This window comes from Streptomyces sp. (genome assembly GCF_036566765.1).
In the GTDB taxonomy this organism is placed as follows: Bacteria; Actinomycetota; Actinomycetes; order Streptomycetales; family Streptomycetaceae; genus Streptomyces.
Genome location: NZ_DATCVQ010000307.1, coordinates 1 through 22,759 on the forward strand (window position 1 = coordinate 1; position 22,759 = coordinate 22,759).

19 protein-coding genes are annotated in these 22,759 nt (G+C 71.5%); 12 read left to right on the forward strand and 7 right to left on the reverse strand.

Annotation, left to right across the window (positions count from 1 at the left end):
* Positions 1–92: 92 nt before the first annotated feature.
* The 3 genes from VIU94_RS17560 to VIU94_RS17570 form a co-directional block, all read right to left on the reverse strand.
* Entirely contained in the window at positions 93–305 is a 213-nt protein-coding gene (locus tag VIU94_RS17560; protein ID WP_331912551.1) for a DUF6191 domain-containing protein, read from the reverse strand.
* Between the two features lie 13 nt (positions 306–318).
* A complete protein-coding gene (locus tag VIU94_RS17565; protein ID WP_331912553.1) occupies positions 319–1,470 on the reverse strand; it encodes a PQQ-dependent sugar dehydrogenase in 1,152 nt (383 codons plus the stop codon).
* A gap of 218 nt (positions 1,471–1,688) precedes the next feature.
* Complete coding sequence (locus tag VIU94_RS17570) at positions 1,689–2,693, reverse strand: aldo/keto reductase (RefSeq protein WP_331912555.1); 1,005 nt, start codon at positions 2,691–2,693, stop codon at positions 1,689–1,691.
* Positions 2,694–2,818: 125 nt separating this feature from the next.
* Here VIU94_RS17570 and VIU94_RS17575 point away from each other — a divergent pair, with 125 nt between their 5' ends.
* The 7 genes from VIU94_RS17575 (at position 2,819) to VIU94_RS17605 (ending at position 13,176) form a co-directional block, all read left to right on the forward strand.
* Positions 2,819–3,754: a 2-hydroxyacid dehydrogenase gene (locus VIU94_RS17575; protein ID WP_331912586.1), complete on the forward strand. Its 936-nt coding sequence runs from the start codon at positions 2,819–2,821 to the stop codon at positions 3,752–3,754.
* 334 nt (positions 3,755–4,088) lie between these two features.
* Entirely contained in the window at positions 4,089–6,956 is a 2,868-nt protein-coding gene (locus VIU94_RS17580; protein WP_331912557.1) for a putative bifunctional diguanylate cyclase/phosphodiesterase, read from the forward strand.
* A gap of 226 nt (positions 6,957–7,182) precedes the next feature.
* Positions 7,183–9,066: an acetolactate synthase large subunit gene (locus VIU94_RS17585; protein ID WP_331912559.1), complete on the forward strand. Its 1,884-nt coding sequence runs from the start codon at positions 7,183–7,185 to the stop codon at positions 9,064–9,066.
* 17 nt (positions 9,067–9,083) lie between these two features.
* Positions 9,084–9,608: an acetolactate synthase small subunit gene (gene ilvN / locus VIU94_RS17590; protein ID WP_331912561.1), complete on the forward strand. Its 525-nt coding sequence runs from the start codon at positions 9,084–9,086 to the stop codon at positions 9,606–9,608.
* Between the two features lie 74 nt (positions 9,609–9,682).
* Positions 9,683–10,684, forward strand: coding sequence for a ketol-acid reductoisomerase (gene ilvC, locus VIU94_RS17595; protein WP_331912563.1), 1,002 nt, complete (start codon positions 9,683–9,685; stop codon positions 10,682–10,684).
* A gap of 235 nt (positions 10,685–10,919) precedes the next feature.
* A complete protein-coding gene (gene serA / locus VIU94_RS17600) occupies positions 10,920–12,509 on the forward strand; it encodes a phosphoglycerate dehydrogenase (RefSeq protein ID WP_331912565.1) in 1,590 nt (529 codons plus the stop codon).
* 91 nt (positions 12,510–12,600) lie between these two features.
* Positions 12,601–13,176 (forward strand): TetR/AcrR family transcriptional regulator, encoded by a 576-nt coding sequence (locus tag VIU94_RS17605; RefSeq protein WP_331912567.1) that lies wholly within the window; start codon positions 12,601–12,603, stop codon positions 13,174–13,176.
* Positions 13,177–13,208: 32 nt separating this feature from the next.
* Here VIU94_RS17605 and VIU94_RS17610 read toward each other — a convergent pair whose 3' ends face one another.
* Entirely contained in the window at positions 13,209–14,360 is a 1,152-nt protein-coding gene (locus VIU94_RS17610; RefSeq protein WP_331912568.1) for a DUF1266 domain-containing protein, read from the reverse strand.
* Positions 14,357–15,496: a DUF1266 domain-containing protein gene (locus tag VIU94_RS17615; protein WP_331912570.1), complete on the reverse strand. Its 1,140-nt coding sequence runs from the start codon at positions 15,494–15,496 to the stop codon at positions 14,357–14,359. Before VIU94_RS17615 ends, VIU94_RS17610 begins: the two co-directional genes overlap by 4 nt.
* Positions 15,497–15,678: 182 nt before the next feature.
* On the opposite strand from VIU94_RS17615, the gene VIU94_RS17620 reads away from it, so the two are divergent.
* From VIU94_RS17620 to VIU94_RS17635, 4 genes are read left to right on the forward strand one after another with little or no spacing between them, the layout of a single operon-like run.
* The gene (locus VIU94_RS17620; protein ID WP_331912572.1) at positions 15,679–16,455 is read left to right on the forward strand and encodes a hypothetical protein; all 777 of its coding nucleotides are present in this window, start codon (positions 15,679–15,681) and stop codon (positions 16,453–16,455) included.
* Between the two features lie 3 nt (positions 16,456–16,458).
* Positions 16,459–17,766, forward strand: coding sequence for a ParB N-terminal domain-containing protein (locus tag VIU94_RS17625; protein WP_331912574.1), 1,308 nt, complete (start codon positions 16,459–16,461; stop codon positions 17,764–17,766).
* Positions 17,763–19,646 (forward strand): DEAD/DEAH box helicase, encoded by a 1,884-nt coding sequence (locus tag VIU94_RS17630; RefSeq protein ID WP_331912576.1) that lies wholly within the window; start codon positions 17,763–17,765, stop codon positions 19,644–19,646. Before VIU94_RS17625 ends, VIU94_RS17630 begins: the two co-directional genes overlap by 4 nt.
* Positions 19,643–20,596 (forward strand): protein NO VEIN domain-containing protein, encoded by a 954-nt coding sequence (locus VIU94_RS17635; protein WP_331912578.1) that lies wholly within the window; start codon positions 19,643–19,645, stop codon positions 20,594–20,596. Before VIU94_RS17630 ends, VIU94_RS17635 begins: the two co-directional genes overlap by 4 nt.
* 28 nt (positions 20,597–20,624) lie before the next feature.
* On the opposite strand, the gene dcm is transcribed toward VIU94_RS17635, so the two are convergent.
* Positions 20,625–21,809 carry a DNA cytosine methyltransferase gene (gene dcm, locus VIU94_RS17640; RefSeq protein WP_331912580.1) on the reverse strand — a complete coding sequence of 395 codons (1,185 nt, stop codon included), beginning with the start codon at positions 21,807–21,809 and terminating at the stop codon, positions 20,625–20,627.
* Between the two features lie 81 nt (positions 21,810–21,890).
* On the opposite strand from dcm, the gene VIU94_RS17645 reads away from it, so the two are divergent.
* Positions 21,891–22,349, forward strand: coding sequence for a very short patch repair endonuclease (locus tag VIU94_RS17645; RefSeq protein WP_331912582.1), 459 nt, complete (start codon positions 21,891–21,893; stop codon positions 22,347–22,349).
* Positions 22,350–22,359: 10 nt separating this feature from the next.
* Here the strand turns inward: VIU94_RS17645 and VIU94_RS17650 are convergent.
* On the reverse strand, positions 22,360–22,759 hold a 400-nt coding region (locus VIU94_RS17650; protein WP_331912584.1), incomplete at its 5' end, for a PucR family transcriptional regulator.

The following is a 22,759-nucleotide window of genomic DNA, read 5'->3' on the forward strand; positions in this document are numbered from 1 at the left end:
GGCGCGCGCGTCGGTCGCGACGTGAGCTGCACCGGCTCGCTGCCCGCGGCGCGGGCCGGGCTTGACCTGGCGGCGCGTGCGCCGGACAGCCCCTAGTCGTCGGCCTCCTCCGAGGCGGGCTCTTCGGGCTCCTCCGCCTTCGTCGGGGGCGGGACGCTTATCGTGACGCGGCCGGAGGTGAGGTCTATCGGGCCGCGGGCGGGGTCGTTGTCGCCGGCGTCCTCGCGGGTGAGGGCCAGGCGGCGGCGTTCTTCCTCGGCGTGGCGGCGGCCGGGGGCGAAGAACTGGTCCAGCGAACCGAACATGGCGTCCGCCTCCTTATCGGACCTCCAATCGGAGGATCCTGTCGTCGCCGGGCTCGGGCGTGCCCCGGCTGTCGGTCTCGCTGGTCACCAGCCACAGCCCGTTCCCGCCCGTCGGCAGGACCGTGCGCAGCCGGCCGTACTTCCCCTCGAGGAACGCCTGAGGCGCCGCCGAGGGTTCCGCTCCCGCGAGCGGGATGCGCCACAGCCGCTCGCCGCGGAGCCCGGCCATCCAGATCGAGCCCTGGGCGTACGCGATCCCGCTCGGCGAGGCCTCGTCCGTGCGCCACTGGGCCACCGGGTCCACGAACCCGGCCCGGCCGCCCCGGCCCTCCACCGCGGGCCAGCCGTAGTTCTTGCCGGCCTCGACCAGGTTCAGCTCGTCCCACGTGTTCTGGCCGAACTCCGCCGCCCACAGCCGCTTCGCCCCGTCCCAGGCCAGGCCCTGCACATTGCGGTGGCCGTACGAGTACACGACCGAGTCCGGCGACGGATTGCCCGGCGCGGGCCGCCCGTCCGGCGTCATCCGCAGGATCTTCCCGCCGAGCGACTTCTTGTCCTGCGCCAGCTCCCTGTTCCCGGTCTCGCCGGCGCCCGCGTACAGCATCCCGTCCGGGCCGAACGCGATCCGCCCGCCGTTGTGCACCACGCCCTTGGGGATGCCGCGCAGCACCGTGTCCGGCGCGCCGAGCTGCTGTCCGGCCGGTCTCTTCTCGTCGTACCGCAGCCGGGCGATCCGGTTGTCCGACTCGGTCGTGAAGTACGCGTACACCTGCCGGTCCGAGGCGAAGCCCGGGGAGACGGCGAGGCCCAGCAGACCCCCCTCGCCGCCCGGCGCGACCCCCGGCACGGAGCCCAGCACGGTCTTCCGGCCGGTCTCGGCGTCGATCCGGGTGACCGTGCCCTCGTCGCGGGAGGAGACCAGCAGGTCGCCGTCGGGCAGTGCGGCGAGGCCCCACGGCGACTTCAGGTCCTGCGTGAGCGTGGCCGCGACCCGCACGGAACCCTTCGCGGGCGGCGCGGACCCGGAGGGCGAGGGAGCCGTCACGGATCCGGACGGGGACGGGCTGCGCCCCTCGGAGGCCGTGCCCCCGCCGGACGAGCACCCGGCCACCAGCAGGAGAAGAGCCGCGGCCCCCACGACCGTCCCGGCATGTCGACGACGCATGGCTTCGACCCCTTCCCCGACGAGCGAGCGATGCGAGCTGCCCTACTCCCTGGGAACACCCCTCACCCCGCCCAGGGTTCCCGCCGGAGGGGATTTCCCCCGCAAGAGCAACGGAACGCCCCGCTCCCCCCGCTCAGCCCCACAACCCGCTCAGCCCCACGACCCCCGCAGTCCCACGACCCCCGCAGTCCCACGGCCCCCGCAGTCCCACGGCCCCCTCAGTCCCACGACCCCCGAGCCCCCGGCAGCCCCTCGATCTCCGCCAGGTCCTCCGCCCTCAGCTCCAGCCCCGCCGCGCCGGCGTTCTCCACCGCCCACCGCTCCTGCTTCGTCCCCGGTACCGGCACCACGTGCCGCCCCTGCGCCAGCGCCCAGGCCAGAGCTGCCTGCGCCGGGGTGACCCCCTCGCCGTGCCGGGCCGCCACCCGTCGTAGGCCCGCCACCACCGGCTGGTTCGCGGCCATCATCTCCGCCGTGAAGCGGGGGTGCCGGGCCCGTACGTCGTCCGGTTCGAAGCCGACGCCCGGGGTCAGGGTGCCGGTCAGGAAGCCGTTGCCGAGCGGCATGCCTGCCAGGAAGCCCACCCCGCGTGCCTCGCACCATGGGAGCAGCCGCCCCAGCGCCTCCGGGGACCACACCGACAGCTCCGCCTGCACCGCGCTCACCGGGAAGACCTGCTGCACGCGTTCGAGCTGGCGGATCGTTCCGTCGTACAGGTCACGCGCCGGGCCCCCGCGCCGTACCGCCCGTACCCCCATCGCGCACAGCCCCAGCGCCCGTACCTTCCCCGCGGCCACCAGCTCCGCCATCGCGCCCCAGGTCTCCTCGACCGGGACCTCGGGGTCCGCGCGGTGCAGCTGGTACAGGTCGATCACATCGGTCTGCAGCCGCCGCAGCGAGGCGTCGCAGGCCCTGCGCACGTACCCGGGACGGCCGTTGGCCACCACGTGCCCGTCCCCGACCAGCAGCCCCGCCTTCGTCGACACGAACGCGTCCGCGCGCCGCTGTTTCAACACCCGCCCGAGCAGCAGCTCGTTGGTGAACGGCCCGTACATGTCGGCCGTGTCGAGCAGCGTCACACCCGCGTCCAGCGCCGCGTGCACCGTGCGCAACGAGCGGTCGCCCCGTTGCTGAGAGCCGCTGTACGCCCAGCTCATCGGCATACAGCCCAGGCCGATCGCACCCACTTCGAGCGCCGCCGCCCCGATTGTCCTGCGCTCCACGTGCCGGTACCCCTCCCTGTGCCGCCCCCAAAGTAACCAATGAGCTGCCGGATTCTTCGCATAGCCTCCCGACCATGAGAGCTGAGGACACAACCAAGGGCGCGACCGAGGGCGCCACCGCTGACGTGTGGCTTCCGATCCCGGCGGCCGAGATCGAAGGACTTCCCGACCCGGGCGCGTCGGGCCTGCGCTACCTGCACTGGGACGGCGGGCCCGAGTTCCCCGGCGACCCGGCGCGCTGCGCCTACTACGTCGTGCCGTACATGAAGGGCACCGAGATCGCCGTGCGCCCGCTCGCCGCGATGACCTCGGTCCAGGTCGTGCAGACCCTGTCCGCCGGCATCGACCACGTCACCCCGGGCATCGGCGACCTCCGCCCCGGTGTGCGCCTGTGCAACGCCAAGGGCGTGCACGAGGCCAGCACCGCCGAGCTGACCCTGACCCTGATCCTCGCCTCGCTGCGCGGCGTCCCCGGCTTCGTGCGCGGCCAGGACGCCGAGGAGTGGCGGGACGGCTTCTACCCCGCGCTCGCCGACAAGTCCGTCCTGATCGTCGGGTACGGATCCATCGGCGCCGCCATCGAGGACCGGCTCGCGCCCTTCGAGTGCGCGCGGGTGGCGCGCGTCGCGCGCTCCGCCCGCACCACGGAGCGCGGCCTCGTGCACGCGCTCACCGATCTGCCCGCCCTGCTGCCGCAGGCCGACGTGGTCGTGCTGTCCACCCCGCTCACCCCGCAGACCAGGCATCTCGCCGACGCGGGCTTCCTCGCCCGCATGAAGGACGGCGCGCTGCTGGTGAACGTCGCGCGCGGCCCGGTCGTGGACACCAAGGCGCTGCTCGCCGAGCTGGAGAGCGGCCGGATCACCGCGGCACTCGATGTCACCGACCCGGAACCGCTGCCGTCCGGGCACCCCTTGTGGCACGCTCCGGGTGTCCTGGTCACCCCGCACGTGGGGGGCTCCACGTCGGCGTTCATGCCGCGCGCCAAGCGGCTGATCGCGGGCCAGCTGACCCGCTTCGCGGCCGGCGAGGAGCTCCGTAACGTCGTCCTGACCACCTGAGCCGCCGGGGGCTCGCGCCCGCCCCGGACACGCTCCGAACGCGCCCGTACGCGCTCCGTTTCCGTAAGTCCTTTGATCGTCACGGAGCGTAGAGCACCCCTGTCGCTGAGTGACGATCCTGGTGTATCGTCCCGAGCGGGGGACTGCGTCGAGCACGGGTATGACGCCGGGGAGTGACGTGACGGGTCATCAGATTCCGAGGGGGGCGACGGGTGATGGACGGCCGAAGGACCGACGTTCCGACGCGGCGGGGCCGCCGGCGGCGACCCTCCCGCGCCCCGAGGCGGCGCACGAAACCGCCGGAGCATCCGCCGCCGCCCGCCAGGGGCCCCCGATGAGCGCCCCGGGGGCGCTCATCGGCCGCCGCCCCGCCAGAAGGGGCCGCGAGACGGTCGACGGCCAGGCGCGCGAGCCGGACGCCGCGCGCGGCAGCCGCAACACCGCCTTCGCCCAGCTGGCCCTCGCGCTCACCTGCACCGGATACGCCGCCGGCGCCGCCGTCGGCTGGGGATCCGCGCAACTCACGCTGATCATGGGGGACTTCGGGCTCAGCGCCGCCGCCTTCGCGGCCGCCGTCTCCTGCTTCCTCTACGGCCGGATGCGCGACATCCGCTTCCGGCCCGCCTGGCTGCTCTTCGCCTTCTCCTCCACGATGGCCGCGTTCGGGAACGCGGTCTGGGGGTGGTACGAAGTCGTCCTCGGCCAGGACGTGCCGAACCGGTCCCTGGCCGACCTGTTCTTCCTGCTCTTCGCGCCGCCCGCCATCGTCGGGCTCCTCGTCCTCGCCAAGAAGCCCGTCACCAGAGCGGGTTGGGTCTGCCTGGTGCTCGATGCCTGGCTCATCGGCGGCTCCCTGCTGACGCTCTCCTGGAGCCTCGCCCTCGCCCACACCGCGCACTTCCAGGGCGAGAGCGTCGCCCAGGCCGCCCTCTCGCTCGCCTACCCGCTGCTGGACATCGTCCTCGTCAGCATGGTCCTGGCCCTGCACTTCCGCCGGTCCAACGTGAACCGCTCGGCGACCAACACCGCCATCGCCGCCCTGGCGCTCACCGTGCTGTGCGACGCGCTGTTCACCTCCCCGCTGCTCCGCGAGCACTACCGCTCCGGCCAACTGCTCGACGCCGGCTGGTTCGCCGGCTCGCTGCTCCTCGCGTACGCCCCGTGGGGGGTGCGGCGGATCCCCGAGAGCGCCGGGAGCCGCCCGCCGCGCGACCGGAGCCGCCCCGTCGCCGGCTCCCTCGCCGCCCTCACGCCCTACCTGGCGGCGGCCGTGTGCACCCTGGGCATCCTGTACAACGTCATCGAGGGACGCAGAGTGGACCGCGTGGTCGTCTTCACCGGTTGCACGGTCGTGCTCGCCCTCGTCGTCAGGCAGGGCATCATGCTGCTGGACAACATCGCGCTGACCCACGAACTGGCCCAGAAGGAGAACCACTTCAGGTCCCTCGTGCAGGGCTCCAGCGACGTCATCATGATCGCCGCGCCGACCGGCATACTCCGGTACGTGAGCCCCGCCGCCGCGGGCGTCTACGGGCGCGAGGCCGAGGAGCTGATCGGCTCGGAACTGGCCTCGCTGATCCATCCCGAAGACCTCGGCGGCGTGGTCCACGAGGTGCGCCGCTTCCTGGCCGCCTCTCCCGCCGACGAGCCCACCACCCGGATCGAGTGCCGCTTCCGGTCCGGCCGCGGGGACTGGCTCAACGTCGAGTCCACCGTCAACCGCCACCAGGGCGGCCTGATCTTCAACAGCCGGGACGTCACCGAACGCGTACGTCTCCAGGCCCAGTTGCGGCACAACGCCGAGCACGACCCGCTCACCGACCTGCCCAACCGGGCCCTGTTCACCGAACGGGTCCGCAAGGCGCTCACCGGCCGCCGGTCCGGCGACGCCGGCACCGCCGTGCTCTTCATCGACCTCGACGGCTTCAAGGGGGTCAACGACCGCCTCGGCCACCAGGCCGGCGACGAACTGCTGATCCAGGCCGCCCGCCGCCTCCAGGACTCCGTCAGGGCCGGGGACACCGCCGCCCGGCTCGGCGGCGACGAGTTCGCCGCGCTCATCCTCGGCGACGGCGGCCGGGACCAGTCCGCCCGCGAGTACCAGGTCCACGAGATCGCCGACCGCCTGCGCCTCACGCTCTCCCAGCCGTACCGCGTCGAGGGCGCCGAGGTGCGCGTCGCCGCCTCCATCGGCGTCGCCTTCGCCGAGCCCGGCATCAGCGCCGGCGACCTGCTGCGCAACGCCGACCTCGCCATGTACCGGGCCAAGGCCGCCGGCAAGGACCGGGTGGAGCTCTACGCCCCCCAGATGCAGGCCGAGGTCGTCCGCCGCACCGAACTGGCCGCCCGGCTGCGCACCGCGCTGCTCGACGGTGAATTCGCCCTGCTGCACCAGCCCGTGGTGGACCTCTCCACCGGGCGGATCGCCGCCGTCGCCGCCCAGGCCCGCTGGCGCTCCGCCCAGGGCATCCTGTTCACCCCGGCCGAATTCCTGCGGGTCGCCGACGACGGGGACCGCACCGCCGAGCTGGGCCGCTGGCTCCTGGAGGAGGCGGTCGAGCAGGCCGCCGAGCGCGCCCGCCTCGGCCACCGCACCCCCGTCTCGATCCGGCTGCCCGCCCGCCGGCTGCTCGACAAGTCGCTCCCGCTCGGCTCCGTCGAATCCCTGCTGACCAGGCACGAACTCCCGTCCGGCGCGCTGATCATCGAGCTCGCCGACAGCGATCCGCGGATCTCCTTCGACGAGCTGGAGCAGCGCCTGCTGGCCCTGCGCCGGCTCGGCGTACGGATCTCCCTGGACGGCTTCGGCAGCGGCTACGCGGCCATCAACGCGCTGCGCCGCCTCCCTGTCGACGTACTGAAACTGGACAGGGGCCTGGTCGAGGGCGTCGTCGAGTCCGCCCGGCTGCGCAAGATCACCGCCGGGCTGCTCCGGATCGCCTGCGACCTCGGCATGCAGTCCGTCGCCGACGGGGTGGACGTGCCCGAGCAGGTGCTCACGTTGCGGGCGATGGGCTGCACCCATGGCCAGGGCATGGCCTTCTCCGGTCCGCTGGACGAATACCGGTTGCGCCGGGCCCTGGTCCGGGACGACTATCCGGTCCCCGGCGGGGTCGCGCTGCCGGCCCTCAGCGGCGGACTTCGTCCGTCCGGCCGTCCCCCGTTCCGCTCAAATAGTGAGACGCCCGTCCCACCCACTTGACAGTGACGGCGCGTCGGGGGGAGGGTCAGTGCCATGCGCACCCGAATTCTCGTACTTGGAAAGCGCGTCGGCTGAAGCCGGGCCACGAAGGCCCGGCTGACACGCACCCGACGCGCTCCCCTCGCTTGCCTCCCGGCACGAGGGGTTTTTTGTTGCACTGGCACTCGTCAAAACCCGTTGAAACCTCGCGAAACCCCCAGCGAAAACCCTCAGCTTCGAGAAGAGAATGCCGATGACCGAGCAGGCCACCGGGGCCCACCATCCGCAGCCGCGGGCCCGTAACGGCGGACAGTCCGCCACCGTTGAGCACGTCACGGGTGCGCAGTCCCTCATCCGCTCTCTCGAGGAAGTGGGGGCCGACACCGTCTTCGGCATCCCCGGCGGTGCCATCCTCCCCGCGTACGACCCGATGATGGACTCCACCAAGGTCCGTCACATCCTCGTCCGGCACGAGCAGGGCGCCGGCCACGCCGCGACCGGATACGCGCAGGCCACCGGCAAGGTCGGCGTCTGCATGGCGACCTCCGGCCCGGGCGCGACCAACCTGGTCACCCCGATCGCCGACGCGCACATGGACTCCGTCCCGCTGGTCGCGATCACCGGCCAGGTGGCGTCCAAGGCGATCGGCACCGACGCCTTCCAGGAGGCGGACATCTGCGGCATCACGATGCCGATCACCAAGCACAACTTCCTGGTCACCAAGGCCGAGGACATCCCGAAGACGATCGCCGAGGCGTTCCACATCGCCTCCACCGGCCGCCCCGGCCCGGTCCTGGTCGACATCGCCAAGGACGCCCTGCAGGCCAAGACCACCTTCAGCTGGCCGCCGCAGATGGACCTGCCCGGCTACCGCCCGGTCACCAAGCCGCACGCCAAGCAGATCCGCGAGGCCGCGAAGCTGATCACCGGCGCCAAGCGCCCCGTGCTGTACGTCGGCGGAGGCGTCCTGAAGTCCGGCGCCACCGCCGAGCTGAAGGTCCTCGCCGAGCTGACCGGCGCCCCGGTCACCACCACGCTGATGGCCCTGGGCGCGTTCCCGGACAGCCACCCGCTGCACGTCGGCATGCCGGGCATGCACGGCGCGGTCACCGCCGTCACCGCGCTGCAGAAGGCCGACCTGATCGTCGCCCTCGGCGCCCGCTTCGACGACCGCGTCACCGGCAAGCTGGACAGCTTCGCGCCGTTCGCCAAGATCGTCCACGCGGACATCGACCCGGCCGAGATCGGCAAGAACCGCGCCGCCGACGTCCCGATCGTCGGGGACGCCCGCGAGGTCATCGCCGACCTGGTGCAGGCCGTCCAGGCCGAGTACAGCGAGGGCAACAAGGGCGACTACACCGCCTGGTGGACCGACCTGAACCGCTGGCGCGACACGTACCCGCTCGGCTACGACCTGCCGGAGGACGGCAGCCTCTCGCCGCAGCAGGTCATCCAGCGCATCGGCCAGCTCGCCCCGGCCGACACCATCTACGCGGCCGGCGTCGGCCAGCACCAGATGTGGGCCGCCCACTTCGTCAACTACGAGAAGCCGGCCACCTGGCTGAACTCGGGCGGCGCCGGAACCATGGGCTACGCGGTCCCGGCCGCCATGGGCGCCAAGGCCGGCATGCCGAACCGCCCGGTCTGGGCGATCGACGGCGACGGCTGCTTCCAGATGACGAACCAGGAGCTCGTCACCTGCGCGCTGAACAACATCCCGATCAAGGTCGCCATCATCAACAACGGCGCCCTGGGCATGGTCCGCCAGTGGCAGACGCTGTTCTACAACCAGCGCTACTCGAGCACGGTGCTGCACGCCGAGGAGACCGGCCACGACGCGACCGGCTCCCAGCTCGGCGCCAGCACGGCGCCCCGCAAGGGCACTCGCGTCCCGGACTTCGTCAAGCTGTCCGAGGCCATGGGCTGCGTCGCGCTGCGCTGCGAGGACCCGGCCGACCTGGACAAGGTCATCGAGCAGGCCAACGCGATCAACGACCGTCCGGTCGTCATCGACTTCATCGTCCACGAGGACGCCCAGGTCTGGCCGATGGTGGCCGCCGGCACCTCCAACGACGAGGTCATGGCCGCCCGGGGCGTCCGCCCCGACTTCGGCGACAACGAAGACGACTGAGAGAGAAGCGAGAAGACATGTCCAAGCACACGCTCTCGGTCCTGGTCGAGAACACCCCCGGCATCCTGGCCCGTATCGCCGCGCTGTTCTCCCGCCGCGGCTTCAACATCGACTCGCTCGCGGTCGGTGTCACCGAACACCCCGACATCTCCCGCATCACCATCGTGGTCAATGTCGAGGACCTGCCGCTGGAGCAGGTGACCAAGCAGCTCAACAAGCTGGTCAACGTCCTGAAGATCGTCGAACTCGAGCCCACCGCTGCGATCCAGCGCGAGCTCGTCCTGGTGAAGGTCCGCGCCGACAACGAGACCCGCTCCCAGATCGTCGAGATCGTCCAGCTGTTCCGCGCCAAGACCGTGGACGTCTCGCCCGAGGCGGTCACCATCGAGGCCACCGGTTCGAGTGACAAGCTCGACGCGATGCTCAAGATGCTGGAGCAGTTCGGCATCAAGGAGCTCGTCCAGTCCGGCACGATCGCCATAGGGCGTGGCGCCCGGTCCATCACGGACCGGTCCCTGCGGGCCCTCGACCGTTCCGCCTGACGAGACCAGAAGACTTCCCTTCCCCCTCCCGCCGTACGGTGGGAAGCAACACCAGCACTCCAAGGAGAATCCCAGTGGCCGAGCTGTTCTACGACGACGACGCCGACCTGTCCATCATCCAGGGCCGCAAGGTCGCGGTGATCGGTTACGGCAGCCAGGGCCACGCCCACGCGCTGTCCCTCCGTGACTCGGGTGTCGACGTCCGCGTCGGTCTGCATGAGGGCTCCAAGTCCAAGGCGAAGGCCGAGGAGCAGGGCCTGCGCGTGGTCACCCCGGCCGAAGCCGCCGCCGAGGCCGACGTCATCATGATCCTCATCCCGGACCCGATCCAGGCGAAGGTCTACGAGGAGTCCATCGCGCCGAACCTGAAGGACGGCAAGGCGCTGTTCTTCGCGCACGGCTTCAACGTCCGCTTCGGCTTCATCAAGCCCCCGGCCGGCGTCGACGTCGCCCTGGTCGCCCCGAAGGGCCCGGGCCACCTCGTCCGCCGCCAGTACGAGGAGGGCCGCGGCGTCCCCGCGATCGCCGCCGTCGAGCAGGACGCGACCGGCAACGCCTTCGCCCTGGCGCTCTCCTACGCCAAGGCCATCGGCGGCACCCGCGCCGGCGTCATCAAGACCACCTTCACCGAGGAGACCGAGACCGACCTGTTCGGTGAGCAGGCCGTCCTCTGCGGTGGCGCGTCCGCGCTGGTCAAGGCGGGCTTCGAGACCCTGGTCGAGGCCGGCTACCAGCCGGAGATCGCGTACTTCGAGTGCCTCCACGAGCTGAAGCTGATCGTGGACCTCATGTACGAGGGCGGCCTGGAGAAGATGCGCTGGTCCGTCTCCGAGACCGCCGAGTGGGGCGACTACGTCACCGGCCCGCGGATCATCACCGACGCCACCAAGGCCGAGATGAAGAAGGTCCTCACCGAGATCCAGGACGGCACCTTCGCCAAGAACTGGATGGACGAGTACCACGGCGGCCTGAAGAAGTACAACGAGTACAAGACCCAGGACGAGAAGCACCTCCTGGAGACCACCGGCAAGGAGCTGCGCAAGCTCATGAGCTGGGTGAACGACGAGGAGGCGTAAGCCTTCGGCGGAGGGGCCGGACACTGCGTCCGGCCCCTCCGCACATCATTGGACAGTGAGTCCAACCACGGACGGGTGATCCTTCCGCCACGGCGGAATAGAGGGCCCCCTACGCCACTACACTCTTGAACAACATCGCGTCAGGCCCACAGCGTCGTGCGTCTTCCACGCGGCTAGCCCCTCCACCGCCTGCGGCCGTCGGGACGGCCGTCCGCACTGCACTTGTGAGGACCACGTGAGCTCGAAACCTGTCGTACTGATCGCTGAAGAGCTGTCGCCGGCCACCGTCGACGCGCTCGGCCCCGACTTCGAGATCCGGCACTGCAACGGCGCGGACCGCGCCGCGCTGCTCCCCGCCATCGCCGACGTGGACGCGATCCTGATCCGCTCCGCGACCAAGGTCGACGCCGAGGCCATCGCCGCCGCCAAGAAGCTGCGCGTCGTCGCCCGTGCCGGCGTCGGCCTGGACAACGTGGACGTCTCCGCCGCCACCAAGGCCGGCGTGATGGTCGTGAACGCCCCGACCTCCAACATCGTCACCGCCGCAGAGCTCGCCTGCGGTCTGCTGGTCGCCACCGCGCGCAACATCCCGCAGGCCAACACCGCGCTCAAGAACGGCGAGTGGAAGCGCTCCAAGTACACCGGCGTCGAGCTCAGCGAGAAGGTCCTCGGCGTCGTCGGCCTCGGCCGCATCGGCGTCCTGGTCGCCCAGCGCATGTCCGCGTTCGGCATGAAGATCGTCGCGTACGACCCCTACGTGCAGCCGGCCCGCGCCGCCCAGATGGGCGTGAAGCTGCTGACCCTGGACGAGCTGCTCGAGGTCGCCGACTTCATCACCGTCCACCTGCCGAAGACCCCCGAGACCCTCGGTCTCATCGGCGACGAGGCGCTGCACAAGGTCAAGCCGAGCGTCCGGGTCGTCAACGCCGCGCGCGGCGGGATCGTCGACGAGGTCGCCCTGTACTCCGCCCTCAAGGAGGGCCGGGTCGCCGGCGCCGGTCTCGACGTGTACGCGAAGGAGCCCTGCACGGACTCCCCGCTCTTCGAGCTCGACCAGGTCGTCTGCACCCCGCACCTCGGCGCGTCCACGGACGAGGCCCAGGAGAAGGCCGGCATCGCGGTCGCCAAGTCGGTCCGTCTCGCGCTCGCCGGCGAGCTGGTCCCGGACGCGGTCAACGTCCAGGGCGGCGTCATCGCCGAGGACGTGAAGCCGGGTCTGCCGCTCGCCGAGAAGCTCGGCCGGATCTTCACCGCGCTCGCGGGCGAGGTCGCGGCGCGGCTCGACGTCGAGGTGTACGGCGAGATCACCCAGCACGACGTGAAGGTGCTCGAACTCTCCGCGCTCAAGGGCGTGTTCGAGGACGTGGTCGACGAGACCGTCTCGTACGTCAACGCCCCGCTGTTCGCGCAGGAGCGCGGCGTCGAGGTGCGTCTGACGACGTCGAGCGAGTCCCCGGACCACCGCAACGTGGTCACCGTGCGCGGCACGCTCGCGAGCGGCGAGGAGGTCGCGGTCTCCGGCACGCTGGCCGGCCCCAAGCACCTCCAGAAGATCGTCGGCATCGGCGAGTACGACGTGGACCTGAATCTCGCCGACCACATGGTCGTGCTGCGCTACGAGGACCGCCCGGGCGTCGTCGGCACCGTCGGCCGCATCCTCGGCGAGGCCGGCCTGAACATCGCGGGCATGCAGGTGGCCCGTGCGGAGGAGGGCGGCGAGGCGCTGGCCGTCCTGACCGTGGACGGCACCATCCCGGCGAACGTGCTCACGGAGCTCGCGGCGGAGATCGGCGCGGCCTCGGCGCGCTCGGTGAACCTGGTCTGACGGGTTTCCCGTCCGGACCATGTGGCCACTCGCACCCGGACCTTAGACGTCCGTCTTACACGGATGTCTAAGGTCCGGGTACAGTGCTGCCATGGGACACCGCGAAGATCTGCTCGACGGCGCCAAGCGCTGCCTCCTGGAGAAGGGCTACGCCCGCACCACCGCCCGCGACATCGTGGCCGCCTCCGGCACCAACCTCGCCTCCATCGGCTATCACTACGGCTCCAAGGACGCCCTGCTCCAGCAGGCCTTCCTCGCGCTGACGGAGGAGTGGGGCGACAGCGCCGGCCCGGCCGACGAGGTCAGGGAGGAACCGCCCGCCGATCCGTACCAGCGCTTCCACGACGTGTTCGAGCAGCTCATCGCCACAGCCGAGGCCAGCCGCCCGGTCTGGAAGCTCCAGACCGAGGTCGTCACCCGCCTCGACGACGACGAGAAGCTGCGCGAGGCGATCAAGGAGCCGCAGCGGGAGGGCCGGCTCGGCATGGCCGAGGGCTTCCTCGGCATCGACCCCGCGGCCGAGCCGGAGAAGGCCCGGGTCGCCGGGCTGCTCGTCCAGGCGCTGGCGACCGGCGTGATGATCCAGTGGATGGTGGACCCGGAGACCGCGCCGACGGCTGACGACCTGACCGAGGGCCTCAGACTCCTGATGGGGGAGCGGGGCTGACGCGGACCGGGCCTTGACGCAGCGGGGCCGACTCAGCGCCAGGGGATGTGCCGCCAGGGGCTGCCCTCGTGCTCGGTGAGGACGCGATGGGCGGCCACGTTCCCCACATGGAACGTGCCGTACTCCTCGCCGTCGAAGCGCAGCACCCGGCCGAGCGCGTACCCCGCCGAGTAGTCCTGCCACGACCGGTACGCGGACTTGCTCAGCGCCCCCGCGTGCACGATGGCCTGCTCGGCCTCCGGCGGCGTGCAGAAGCGGGCCGACAGACCCCAGCGTGCCATGTTCACCGCGCGGCCGTAGTCGTACGCGACCGTCGTCCGCACCCGTCCGTCCGGCGGCAGCAGCCCGTCGGCTCGGAACCGGGCCTCGTACCGCAGGATGCGGCGCACCAGCTCCTCGATGTGCCGCACCGACCCGGGGCTCGCGCCGAGGTCCTGGGCGTGCCCGGCGGCCGTCTCGCGCCACAGGTCCGGCGACGGCGGCTCGCCGCCGCGGATCCGCAGCTCCTCGCGGACCCGGAGCGCGAAGTCGGGCTCCGGCGGGCTGTTGCGCGCGTCGAGCAGCGCGCTCAGCTCCTTCTGCCAGCCCGCGCGGTCGGTGACGTCCCAGGAGTCCCGGAGCGACTCCAGCTCGTCGGTGTACCCGTGGTACGCGGAGCCGACGTCGTTCCACGGCACGCCGTTCCCGAACGCCAGATGCACCCCGCAGGCCAGCCCGTACGCGAGCGGACCGTGCAGCGCCCCGTGCCGCAGCGCGACGAGGCGGTTCCCGTTGGAGCGCTCCCGCTCGGCGTAGTACCGCAGCCACAGCGCCCGGTGCTCGGGCTGGGCGGGCAGCAGCAGTTGCCCGGGGGTGCCCCCGTTCACCGCGAGCAGCACCCGCGGATCGCGCCACCCGAACTCGGCGCACCACCGGAGCGTGACCTGGTGGAACACCCAGTCCGGATGCCAGGGCGGCAGCATCCCGCGGGTGACCACCGGCCGGACGACGAGTCCGTTCGCGATCTCGTGCGGGCGCCAGTAGACCGTGTCCGGCTCCGCGTCGACCTCGGCCTTCGGGGCGCCGATGAAGAGCTCCGCCCCGGCCAGCGCGCGGAGTTGGGCGGCGCCGTCGCCGCTCGTCCCCGCGTCGTGCAGCAGTTGCTCGACCTCGGTCGGCGGGGTCCAGGGGTGTGGGGTGGTCATGACCATGGGATGTTCCGGTAAGGGCTCGTGGGGTCGTGGGTGAGCGTGCGGTGGAGCGCCAGGCACTCCTGGTACATCGCCTCGTCGTCGCCCTCGTCGAAGTGGACCAGGCGGGCGAGCAGGTAGCCGAGAGAGAAGTCGGCCCAGGAGCCGTAGGCCTGGCGGGCGGGGGCGAGGACCCGGAGCACGGACTGCTCGGCCTCCTGCGGGTCGCAGTACCGCGCGCCGAGCGCCAGCCGGGCGACGTTCACGGCCCGGCCGAGGTCGAAGGCGGCGATCGTGTCGATCCGGCCGCCGGGCGCGAGGACGCCGTCGGCGCGAAAGCGGTCCTCGTAGTGGGCGATCCGGCGCTGGAACTCGATGGCCTCGGCCAAGGTCCCGCCGGACGCGCCCGGGTCGTTGTCGAGCGCGGCCCGCCACTGCTCGTACGTGGGCGCGGCACCCTGTCGTACGGCGAGCCGGCGCCGGACTGCGAGCACGGACTCGGGCACCCGGCCGACCAGCCGCGTGGCGAGCAGGGCCTCCAACGTCTCGCGGAAGCCCGCCCGGTGGTGCACGCCCCAGGGGTTCCGGAGCCGGCGGACGTCCGTGCCGTAGTCCTCGTACTGCGCGCCCAGCTGGTTCCACACCAGCCCGTTGAGCACGGCGAGATGGGCCCCGAGCGCAAGCCCCTGCGCGACCGGCCCGTGCAGGTGCCCGCCGGCATGCGTGAGCAGCCGCACCCGCGCGGGCCCGCCGCCGCGAGCCTCGGCCTCCTGCCAGGCCCGCCGGTCCGCGGCCCGGGCGGGCAGGGAGGCCGCGTACGGGGTGCCCGGGTTGACCGCGAGCAGCCACTTGTCGGACGGCCACCCCTGGGCGAGCTCGGAGAGCGTGACCTGCCGGAACACCCAGTCCGGGTGCCAGGGCGGCAACATGCCCTCGGTCAGCACCGGGACGACGGTGCGCCGGGCGGACTCGTCGCGCTCGGTGTGGAGCGGAGGGACGAAGCCGGGCGCGTCGGCGTGCAGCCGCGCGATGAGCAGATAGAGCCGCGTCCGCCCAAGGACCTCCAACACCCCAGCCCGATCCCCCCGCGCCTCGGCCTCGCCCAGCACCCGCTCGGCCGTCGTCGGCGCGGCCCAACTCCCCGTTGTCATGGCCTGATCCTATAAAGCCGCCCGTTCACCGCAGCCGGTCTCACCTTTCGTCACGCCAAGTGCGGTGTCATATGCGAGACGTATGATCTGTCGAGGTTTCAGGAGGGGGATCGGCAATGGACCCAGAGGCGGCTGCGCCCTGTCGACACGCGGGCGCTCCGTCCGAGGAGATCATCGAGGCCGTGTCCCGCGTGGTGCGCGATCTGGGCGGCGAGGAGGCCTTGTTGGGCCGCTTCGGACTGACGCCGAAGGAATACCGCGACGCACTGCCGGCGGCCATCGAGCGTCTCAGAGGCAGTCAGAGCGCGGGATCGGTCAACCGCGAGGCCTTTCTCGTCGACCTGCTTCAGCAACTGGTGCACAAAGGGCTCGTGCGCAGCTTGACGCTGCCGAAGCGCGGCGAGGACAAGGTGTACCGACTGGCTGTCGACGGCTTCGGGGATGTCGCGATCATCAAGAAAGGCTGCCCCGACGGACTGCACAGCAGTGTGAAGTGGTCGGCGCCTGAATGGGCGCGTGAGACGTATCTGTGGTGGCTCTGCGACAGCATGCGGAACGAGCCGGGCGAGCACATCGTCAAGGGCGTCATACGGCTGCGCAAGCGCTTCTTCGACGGCTACCCCGACACCCTCGACGGCGTCGTCTTCCACAACGACCTGTGCGGAACGGCCGCCCGCGAGTGCCCCAAGTCCGCCCATTCCATCGAAGTCGGCGGGCAGCAGGTCCCGCCGCCTTGCGTCTACGTGATGCCGGACAGCGATGCGGACGCGACCGAGTGGAACTGGGACGGGGGAACGCGCCGACGCTTTCCCGCCCTGCTGCTGAGCGCCTTCGGCATACCGGAGGACCGGGCGGACCTCTTCATCGGACATGTCGGATTCCAGCGGCGAGGGGAATCCGACCGCACGGTCGTCACCGCGCGTTCGGGTCCCCAGCGCGCCACCACGTACAGGAGTTGATCGATGCCGATGCTCGACCCGGACCGTACTGCCTTCCTCAGGGCCAGGCAGCGCAAGACGGTGGTCACTGTCCCCGCATGGCCGCGCGAGGACAAGGATCTGCCTCAGGTCGAACTTCCGGTCGAGTGGGTGCGGTTCTCCACGTTGAACCACCGCACCAAGGCGGAGCAGCTTCGGGAGATCCGGAAGCGGGGCCGCGACGACCTCTTCAGCGCCGATCCGTTGGGGCCCGAGGCGCAGGAGGCGCAGTTCGACATCCTGTGCGCCCAGGAGAAGTTCGTCGACCTCAAGAGCGATCTCAAGGAGCGTCCGCAGCAGGAGCCCGCGATCGTCACCGCGGACGGCGTGCTGATCAACGGCAACCGTCGGGCCGCTGCGCTGCGCTCCCTCTCGGCCGAGGGATCCGTCAAGCACCAGTACGTGCGCTGTCTCGTGCTGCCCGACGACGCCACGGCGGACGAACTGCTCTTTCTGGAGACCGAGCTGCAGGTGGCCCGGGACTTCAAGAAGGAGTACTCGTGGATCAACGAGGCCTTGATGATCGAGGACCTCTACGAACGGGCCGACCTCAACTGGGAGCACGTCGCCGTGCGCATGCACAAGCCGGTGGGCGAGGTGCGTCAGCAGCACGAGAAGCTGCTGCTCGTCCACCAGCTGGTCGAGCGGTCCGAAGGCGCCCGGCTGCACGTCGACTTCACCGAGAACGAGTCGGCCTTCGAGGAGCTGGCCAAGCACATCCGGAGCAAGCCCGCACGGGAGAAGGAGAGCGTCAAGGACGCGTACTTCCTCGGCATCCTGACCGGGACGAACTACCGCTCCCTGCGCCACCTGCGGCGTTCTGACGCCTCGGACCTCGTGGCCCGGGAGCTGTCGAAGGAACCCACCCTGAGGGCCGTGCTCGACGCCGCGACCCCCGGGGGATCGGACCTGGACGAGGCCGACCCGCTGAGCGACCTCCTCGGCGAGGAGGAGCCCGAGGCCCCGCTCGGCGACCTCGTGACCCTGGTCGCCACCACCCGCCCCGAGGCCGGCATCGTGCTCCCCGGCGGTGAGAGGGCCGCGATGGAGAACGTCCTCGGAAGCCTGTCCGCAGCGGTTGCGGCGGCGGCGGACGAAGCCGACGAGCAGACGCGCGAGCAGGACACCGTCCAGGCGCCGCTGAAGCGGGCCGACAAGGCCGTCGCCGAGCTGGCGCGCATTCCGACGCTGCTGGAGAAGGCCCGGACCTACCCGAACTGGGAAGAGGAGGCGTTCCTCCAGCGGGTCGAGCGACTGGAGAAGGTGCTGGCCGAGATCAGGGAGCGCAGTTGATCTTCGCGGAGCTGTACCGCGACGGCCGCCCCCAGGTCGTGCTCGAACGGGGACTCGACGCCAGCGCCGGCGCCTGGGCCCAGCTCGCGGAGGCTCTCGCGCGAGGCGTCGTGGGAGGCTCCGCCGAGCGGATCGAGGTCCGCGTCGACGTCTTCCTCGCCGAGGTCGCCGTCGTCGCAGGGGTGCGCAAGCGTTTCCGGCAGAAGTTCGAGTTCGGTCCGCAGCTGACCGAGCAGCTGCGGATCCTGGCGGACGACCGGCGCAGGCGGGAGAGCGCGTTGCACGGCGCGCGCGATGTCGCGGGCACGGACCTGGGGCAGGAGCTCGCCGCCAGCGGGTTCCGGCGGGTGCTCAAGCCGTTCCAGCTGGAGAACCTGGCCACGTTGCTCGGCCTCCCGCACGGCGCGGACTTCTCCGTGCCGGGCGCGGGCAAGACCACCGTGGCGCTGGCGAACTTCGCGCTCAACCGGGCCCGCGGGGAGGTCGAGCAGCTCCTCGTCATCGCGCCCCTCGCCGCGTTCCAGGCGTGGAAGGAGGACTCGGCAGCCTGTCTGAGCGCTGCTCCCCGGCTGGCCGTGCACACGGGGGCGACGTCTCTGATCCGTGACGACCTCGACATCCTCCTCACCAATTACAACCGGGCCGCATCCGACTACGACCGCATCCGCGCGTATGTGGCGCGCAGGCCGACGCACGTCGTGATCGACGAGGCCCACCGCATCAAGCGAGGCGAACAGGGTGTGCACGGCCGCGCCGTCCTCGACCTCGCGTACGCCGCCCGCCGCCGGGACGTGCTGACCGGCACGCCCGCCCCGCAGGGTGCGTACGACCTCGTGGCCCCGATGCGCTTCCTCTACCCCGGACAGGACCATCAGATCCTGCCGCCGGGGGCGTACTCCGAGCGTGACGGGCGGGAACCGACGGTCGTGGCGGAGACGAGCCGAGCGATCGGGCGGTACTTCGTTCGCACGCCCAAGTCGAGGCTCGGCCTGCCTCCGACGACGTTCGAGGTCGTCGCGCGTCCGATGGGCCAGATCCAGCAGGCCGTCTACGAGGCCCTGGCGGGCCGCTACCGGGGCGAGTTCGCGCTCGGCGTGAACGACCGTCGACGGTTCACCCGGCTCGGCCGGATCATGATGTACCTGCTGGAGGCCGCCACCAACCCGGCGCTGCTGGTCGCCGGCTCCGACGAACACGACCAGGACGGGTTCGCACACCCGCCGTTGGAGCTTCGGGGGGACGAGCCGCTCGCCCGCCTGCTCCAGCAGTACGCCGCGTACGAGGTCCCCTGGAAGTACAGGGAGATCGAGCGGATCGTCGCGGAGGCCGCGGCTCGAGGCGAGAAGGTGCTCGTCTGGTCCACCTTCGTACGGAACCTGAAGATCCTCCGAGACCGGCTCAGCGCGTTCCATCCCGCCGTCGTTCACGGCGGAGTCCCGCCCGCGGACGGTGCGCCGCCCGGAGCGATCACGCGGGACGGCGAGTTCGACCGGTTCCGGAACGACCCCGACTGCCACGTCCTGCTGGCCAACCCGGCCGCGTGCGGCGAGGGCGTGAGCCTGCACCACTGGTGCCATCACGCCGTCTATCTCGACCGCACGTTCAACGCCGGCCACTTTCTGCAGAGCCAGGACCGCATCCACCGTCTCGGCCTGCGGGACGACGTGTCCACCCGGTTCACCCTGCTGCTCAGCGAGGGAACTGTCGACGACGCGGTCGAGGGCCGGCTCCGAGAGAAGATCGTCGTCCTGTCCCAGCTCATGAACGATCCCGGGCTCGTCCAGGTCGCCCTGCCGGAACCGGACGCCGGGACCGTCGAGCAGGCGGTGTGGGGCGACGACGAGGCGGCGCTGCTCGCGACGCTCGGGGTACGGGCGTGACCGCTCTGCTGCCGCGTCACGGAACGGCGTTCGGGGCCCTGCTGCTCACTCGAACGGCCGTTCTGGCGCACCGGGCGGACATCGACGAGTGGGTCGACGCGGCCCGGGACCACGGCGCGTACCTCGCCGCGGCGGTGGATCTGCGCGGCGTCGCTCGGGCGCTGACCGAGGCGCGCCTGGCGCAAGAGGCCGACGGGGTGCGGCTCGGGCGTCCGCTGCGCCGCATCGCGGAACTCGGCGAGGCTGCGACGCCCCGGGATCTCGCACATGTGCTGCTGCGCGCCGATCCGCCGCCCTGGCTTGCGCTTGCGGTCGAGTCAGGACGGGTCGTGCGGGCGTACATCCCCACGGACGATCTCAGGGCCTTGGCCTGGCTCGAGCCGGACCTCGACGGCGTGCTGCTCGCGGTGCACACCGAACTCTGCGGCACGCGGCAGGACGAGATACGACAGAGAGTGGGCGACGCCGCCGAGCAGGTCGTGCTCGACGCCCTGCGGCACAGTGGCCTAAGGCCCGTACACGTGGCGCTGCTGTCGGACGCGTTCGGCTACGACATCGAGGTACGACAGCCGGGCATGGACCGCATCGAGGTGAAGGGCGCCGGCCCCATGTCTCGCGGGACGTTCCACCTCTCCCGCAATGAGTACGAGACGGGAATGCGCTACGGCAGTCAATGGCGGGTCGTCCAAGTGGTGTTCCACGGCTCCGCGTTCGTGGCGGACGTCATCGACCGCTCTCACGTGGCGGAAGTCCTCGAGCTCTCCGCCGAGGCGGTCCGGGGGACCGTCCCCGTCGACACCGAGCGGTTCCGCTGGGAGGAGTCGGCCGTGCTGGCCCCCGAGCCCGGGGCATGGCGGCCGGCGGGACTGGAGCCCAGCCCGGAACTGCGGCTGCCCGGGTTCGCGGCCGCCGCGACGCGACTGCCGACTCAGAGGTCGTCGGGTATCTGAACCTTCAGGGACATCCGGCGCACATGATTCAGCGCAGGGCGCCGGCGAGCAGGGGGCGCAGGTAGTGCTGGGCGAGCCAGGCGACCGCGTCGACGCAGACCGCGTCGCCGAACCCCATGATCGACTGGTTGCGGTTGTCCGGGAGGACGTAGTCGCCGGCGCCCATGAGCTTGGCGTACTCGCGGGCGGTCATCCAGCGGACCTTGAGCGGCTCGCCCTTCTGCATCCGCACCACGGCCTGCTTGGAGGAACCGCCGCGCGCCGTGCGCAGGCAGCCTGCGACGTCGTCACCGCGGATCTCCCAGGCGGGCACGCCGCCGCGGGTACGGCGATAGGCAGTGCGGTACGACGCCTCCGGCTCGGCGCGCAGCGCGTCGACGCGGGCTCGGTTGATGTCGGAGAGCTGGGAGGTGAACTTCACCACGCGCTGTTCGTCCCACCAGTCCACGTGCGGGTCGTCGTCGGCGTCGACCAGCGCCGTCCAGCCTGTGGTCTTCATGGCGGGCGGCTCGGGCAGCAGGGTCCGGTGCGTCCTCAGGTCCGGGTCGTCCAGGGCGTGGTCCAGCCAGGACGGGCGCAGCTCGGTGTTCCGTCGCTCGTCGGCCGGCGGCTGCGGAAGGCGGCTGGCGATCAGGAAGAGACGGGGCCGGGACTGGGGGACGAAGCGCCGGGCGTCGAGGGTGACGACGTCGGCCCAGTAGCCCAGATCGGTCAGCCGCTTGATGGCGGCCTTCATGTCGGCGCCCTTATGACTGGTGGCGAAGCCGTTCACGTTCTCCAGCGCGACGATCGGCGGCATGGCACCGTCCCGCCTGCCCATCGCCTCCACCACGTCGGTGAAGTCCCAGAAGGTGCTGGAGTGCTGCCCCGCCAGGCCCGAGCGTCCGCCCGCCAGGGACAGGTCGGTGCAGGGGAACGAGGCCCAGGCCACGCAGACGCCCGTCGGCACCGAGGACCCGTCGATGTCGCCGGCGATCTCACGGATGTCCTGGAGCCGGTAGTGATCGTCGGACCCGGGGAAGTGCCGGACGTACATGTCCTGCTTCTGCGGGTCGAGGTCGTTCGCCCACATGACCTTGAAGCCGGCCCGCTCAAGTCCCAGCCGCGCGAGGCCGATTCCGGCGAAGAACTCGGCGACGGCGAACTCCGCGACAGCCGGTGCAGCGGCCTGCGCGGGGATGGTGCTGGCGGCAGAGGAGAGGGCTGAGGTCACCCGGCGATGGTACGGGAGCCCTCGGACAATTCCTTCAGTCCATCGGTGCAGGCGCCGCGCGCGGGAGCCTACGGTGTGCGTATGGCTGAGGATGCAGAGCGTCGTACGGGGGAGTCGTGGGCTTCCACGGAGGCCGTACGGGCGAGCATGCGCGCGAATCGGAGTCGGGACACGGGCCCGGAGCTGGCCCTGCGCCGGGCGGTTCATGCGCGGGGCATGCGCTATCGGGTCTCCGCCCGCCCGATCAAGGAGCTGCGCCGCACGGCCGATCTCGTTTTCACGCGCGCGAAGGTCGCGGTCTTCCTCGACGGCTGCTTCTGGCACGGCTGCCCGGAGCACCACACCGTCGCCGTCCGCCACGGCGCCTACTGGGCCGCGAAGGTCGAACGGAACCGGACGCGCGACGCCGACACGAACCGGAGGCTTGAGGAAGCGGGCTGGACGGTCGTGCGGGTCTGGGAGCACGAGGACCCGGTCGCGGCGGCCAGTCGTGTGGAAAGCGCTGTGGCCAGGGCTCGCGGAGCGGCCGCCGACGCATGACTCCGACGGCTCAGAGCTTCGCCGACTTCAAGGCCATGTGAAGGAGGAGGCGGTGTTCGCCGTCGTCCAGGTCCAGGCCGGTGAGGGCCTCGACGCGGGACAGGCGGTAGTAGAGGGTCTGGCGGTGGATGCCCAGGGCTGCCGCGGTGCGGCCCGCCTGGCCCGCGTGGTCGAGGAACACCTCGGCGGTGCGGGCGAGTTCGGTGTGCGCGGGCTGGAGGAGCGGGGCGACCGTCGGGTCGTGGGGGGCCTCGGGGAGGGCGGTGAGGAGGCGGTACGGGCCGATGGAGGACCACTGGGCGAGGGGGCCGAGCCGGGGTTCCGCCAGGGCTGCCCGGGTGGCGGCGGTGGCCTCGTGCCAGCCGGCGTCCAGCTCGGCGAGGCCGCGCCGGGCGGCCGCCAGGCCCGCG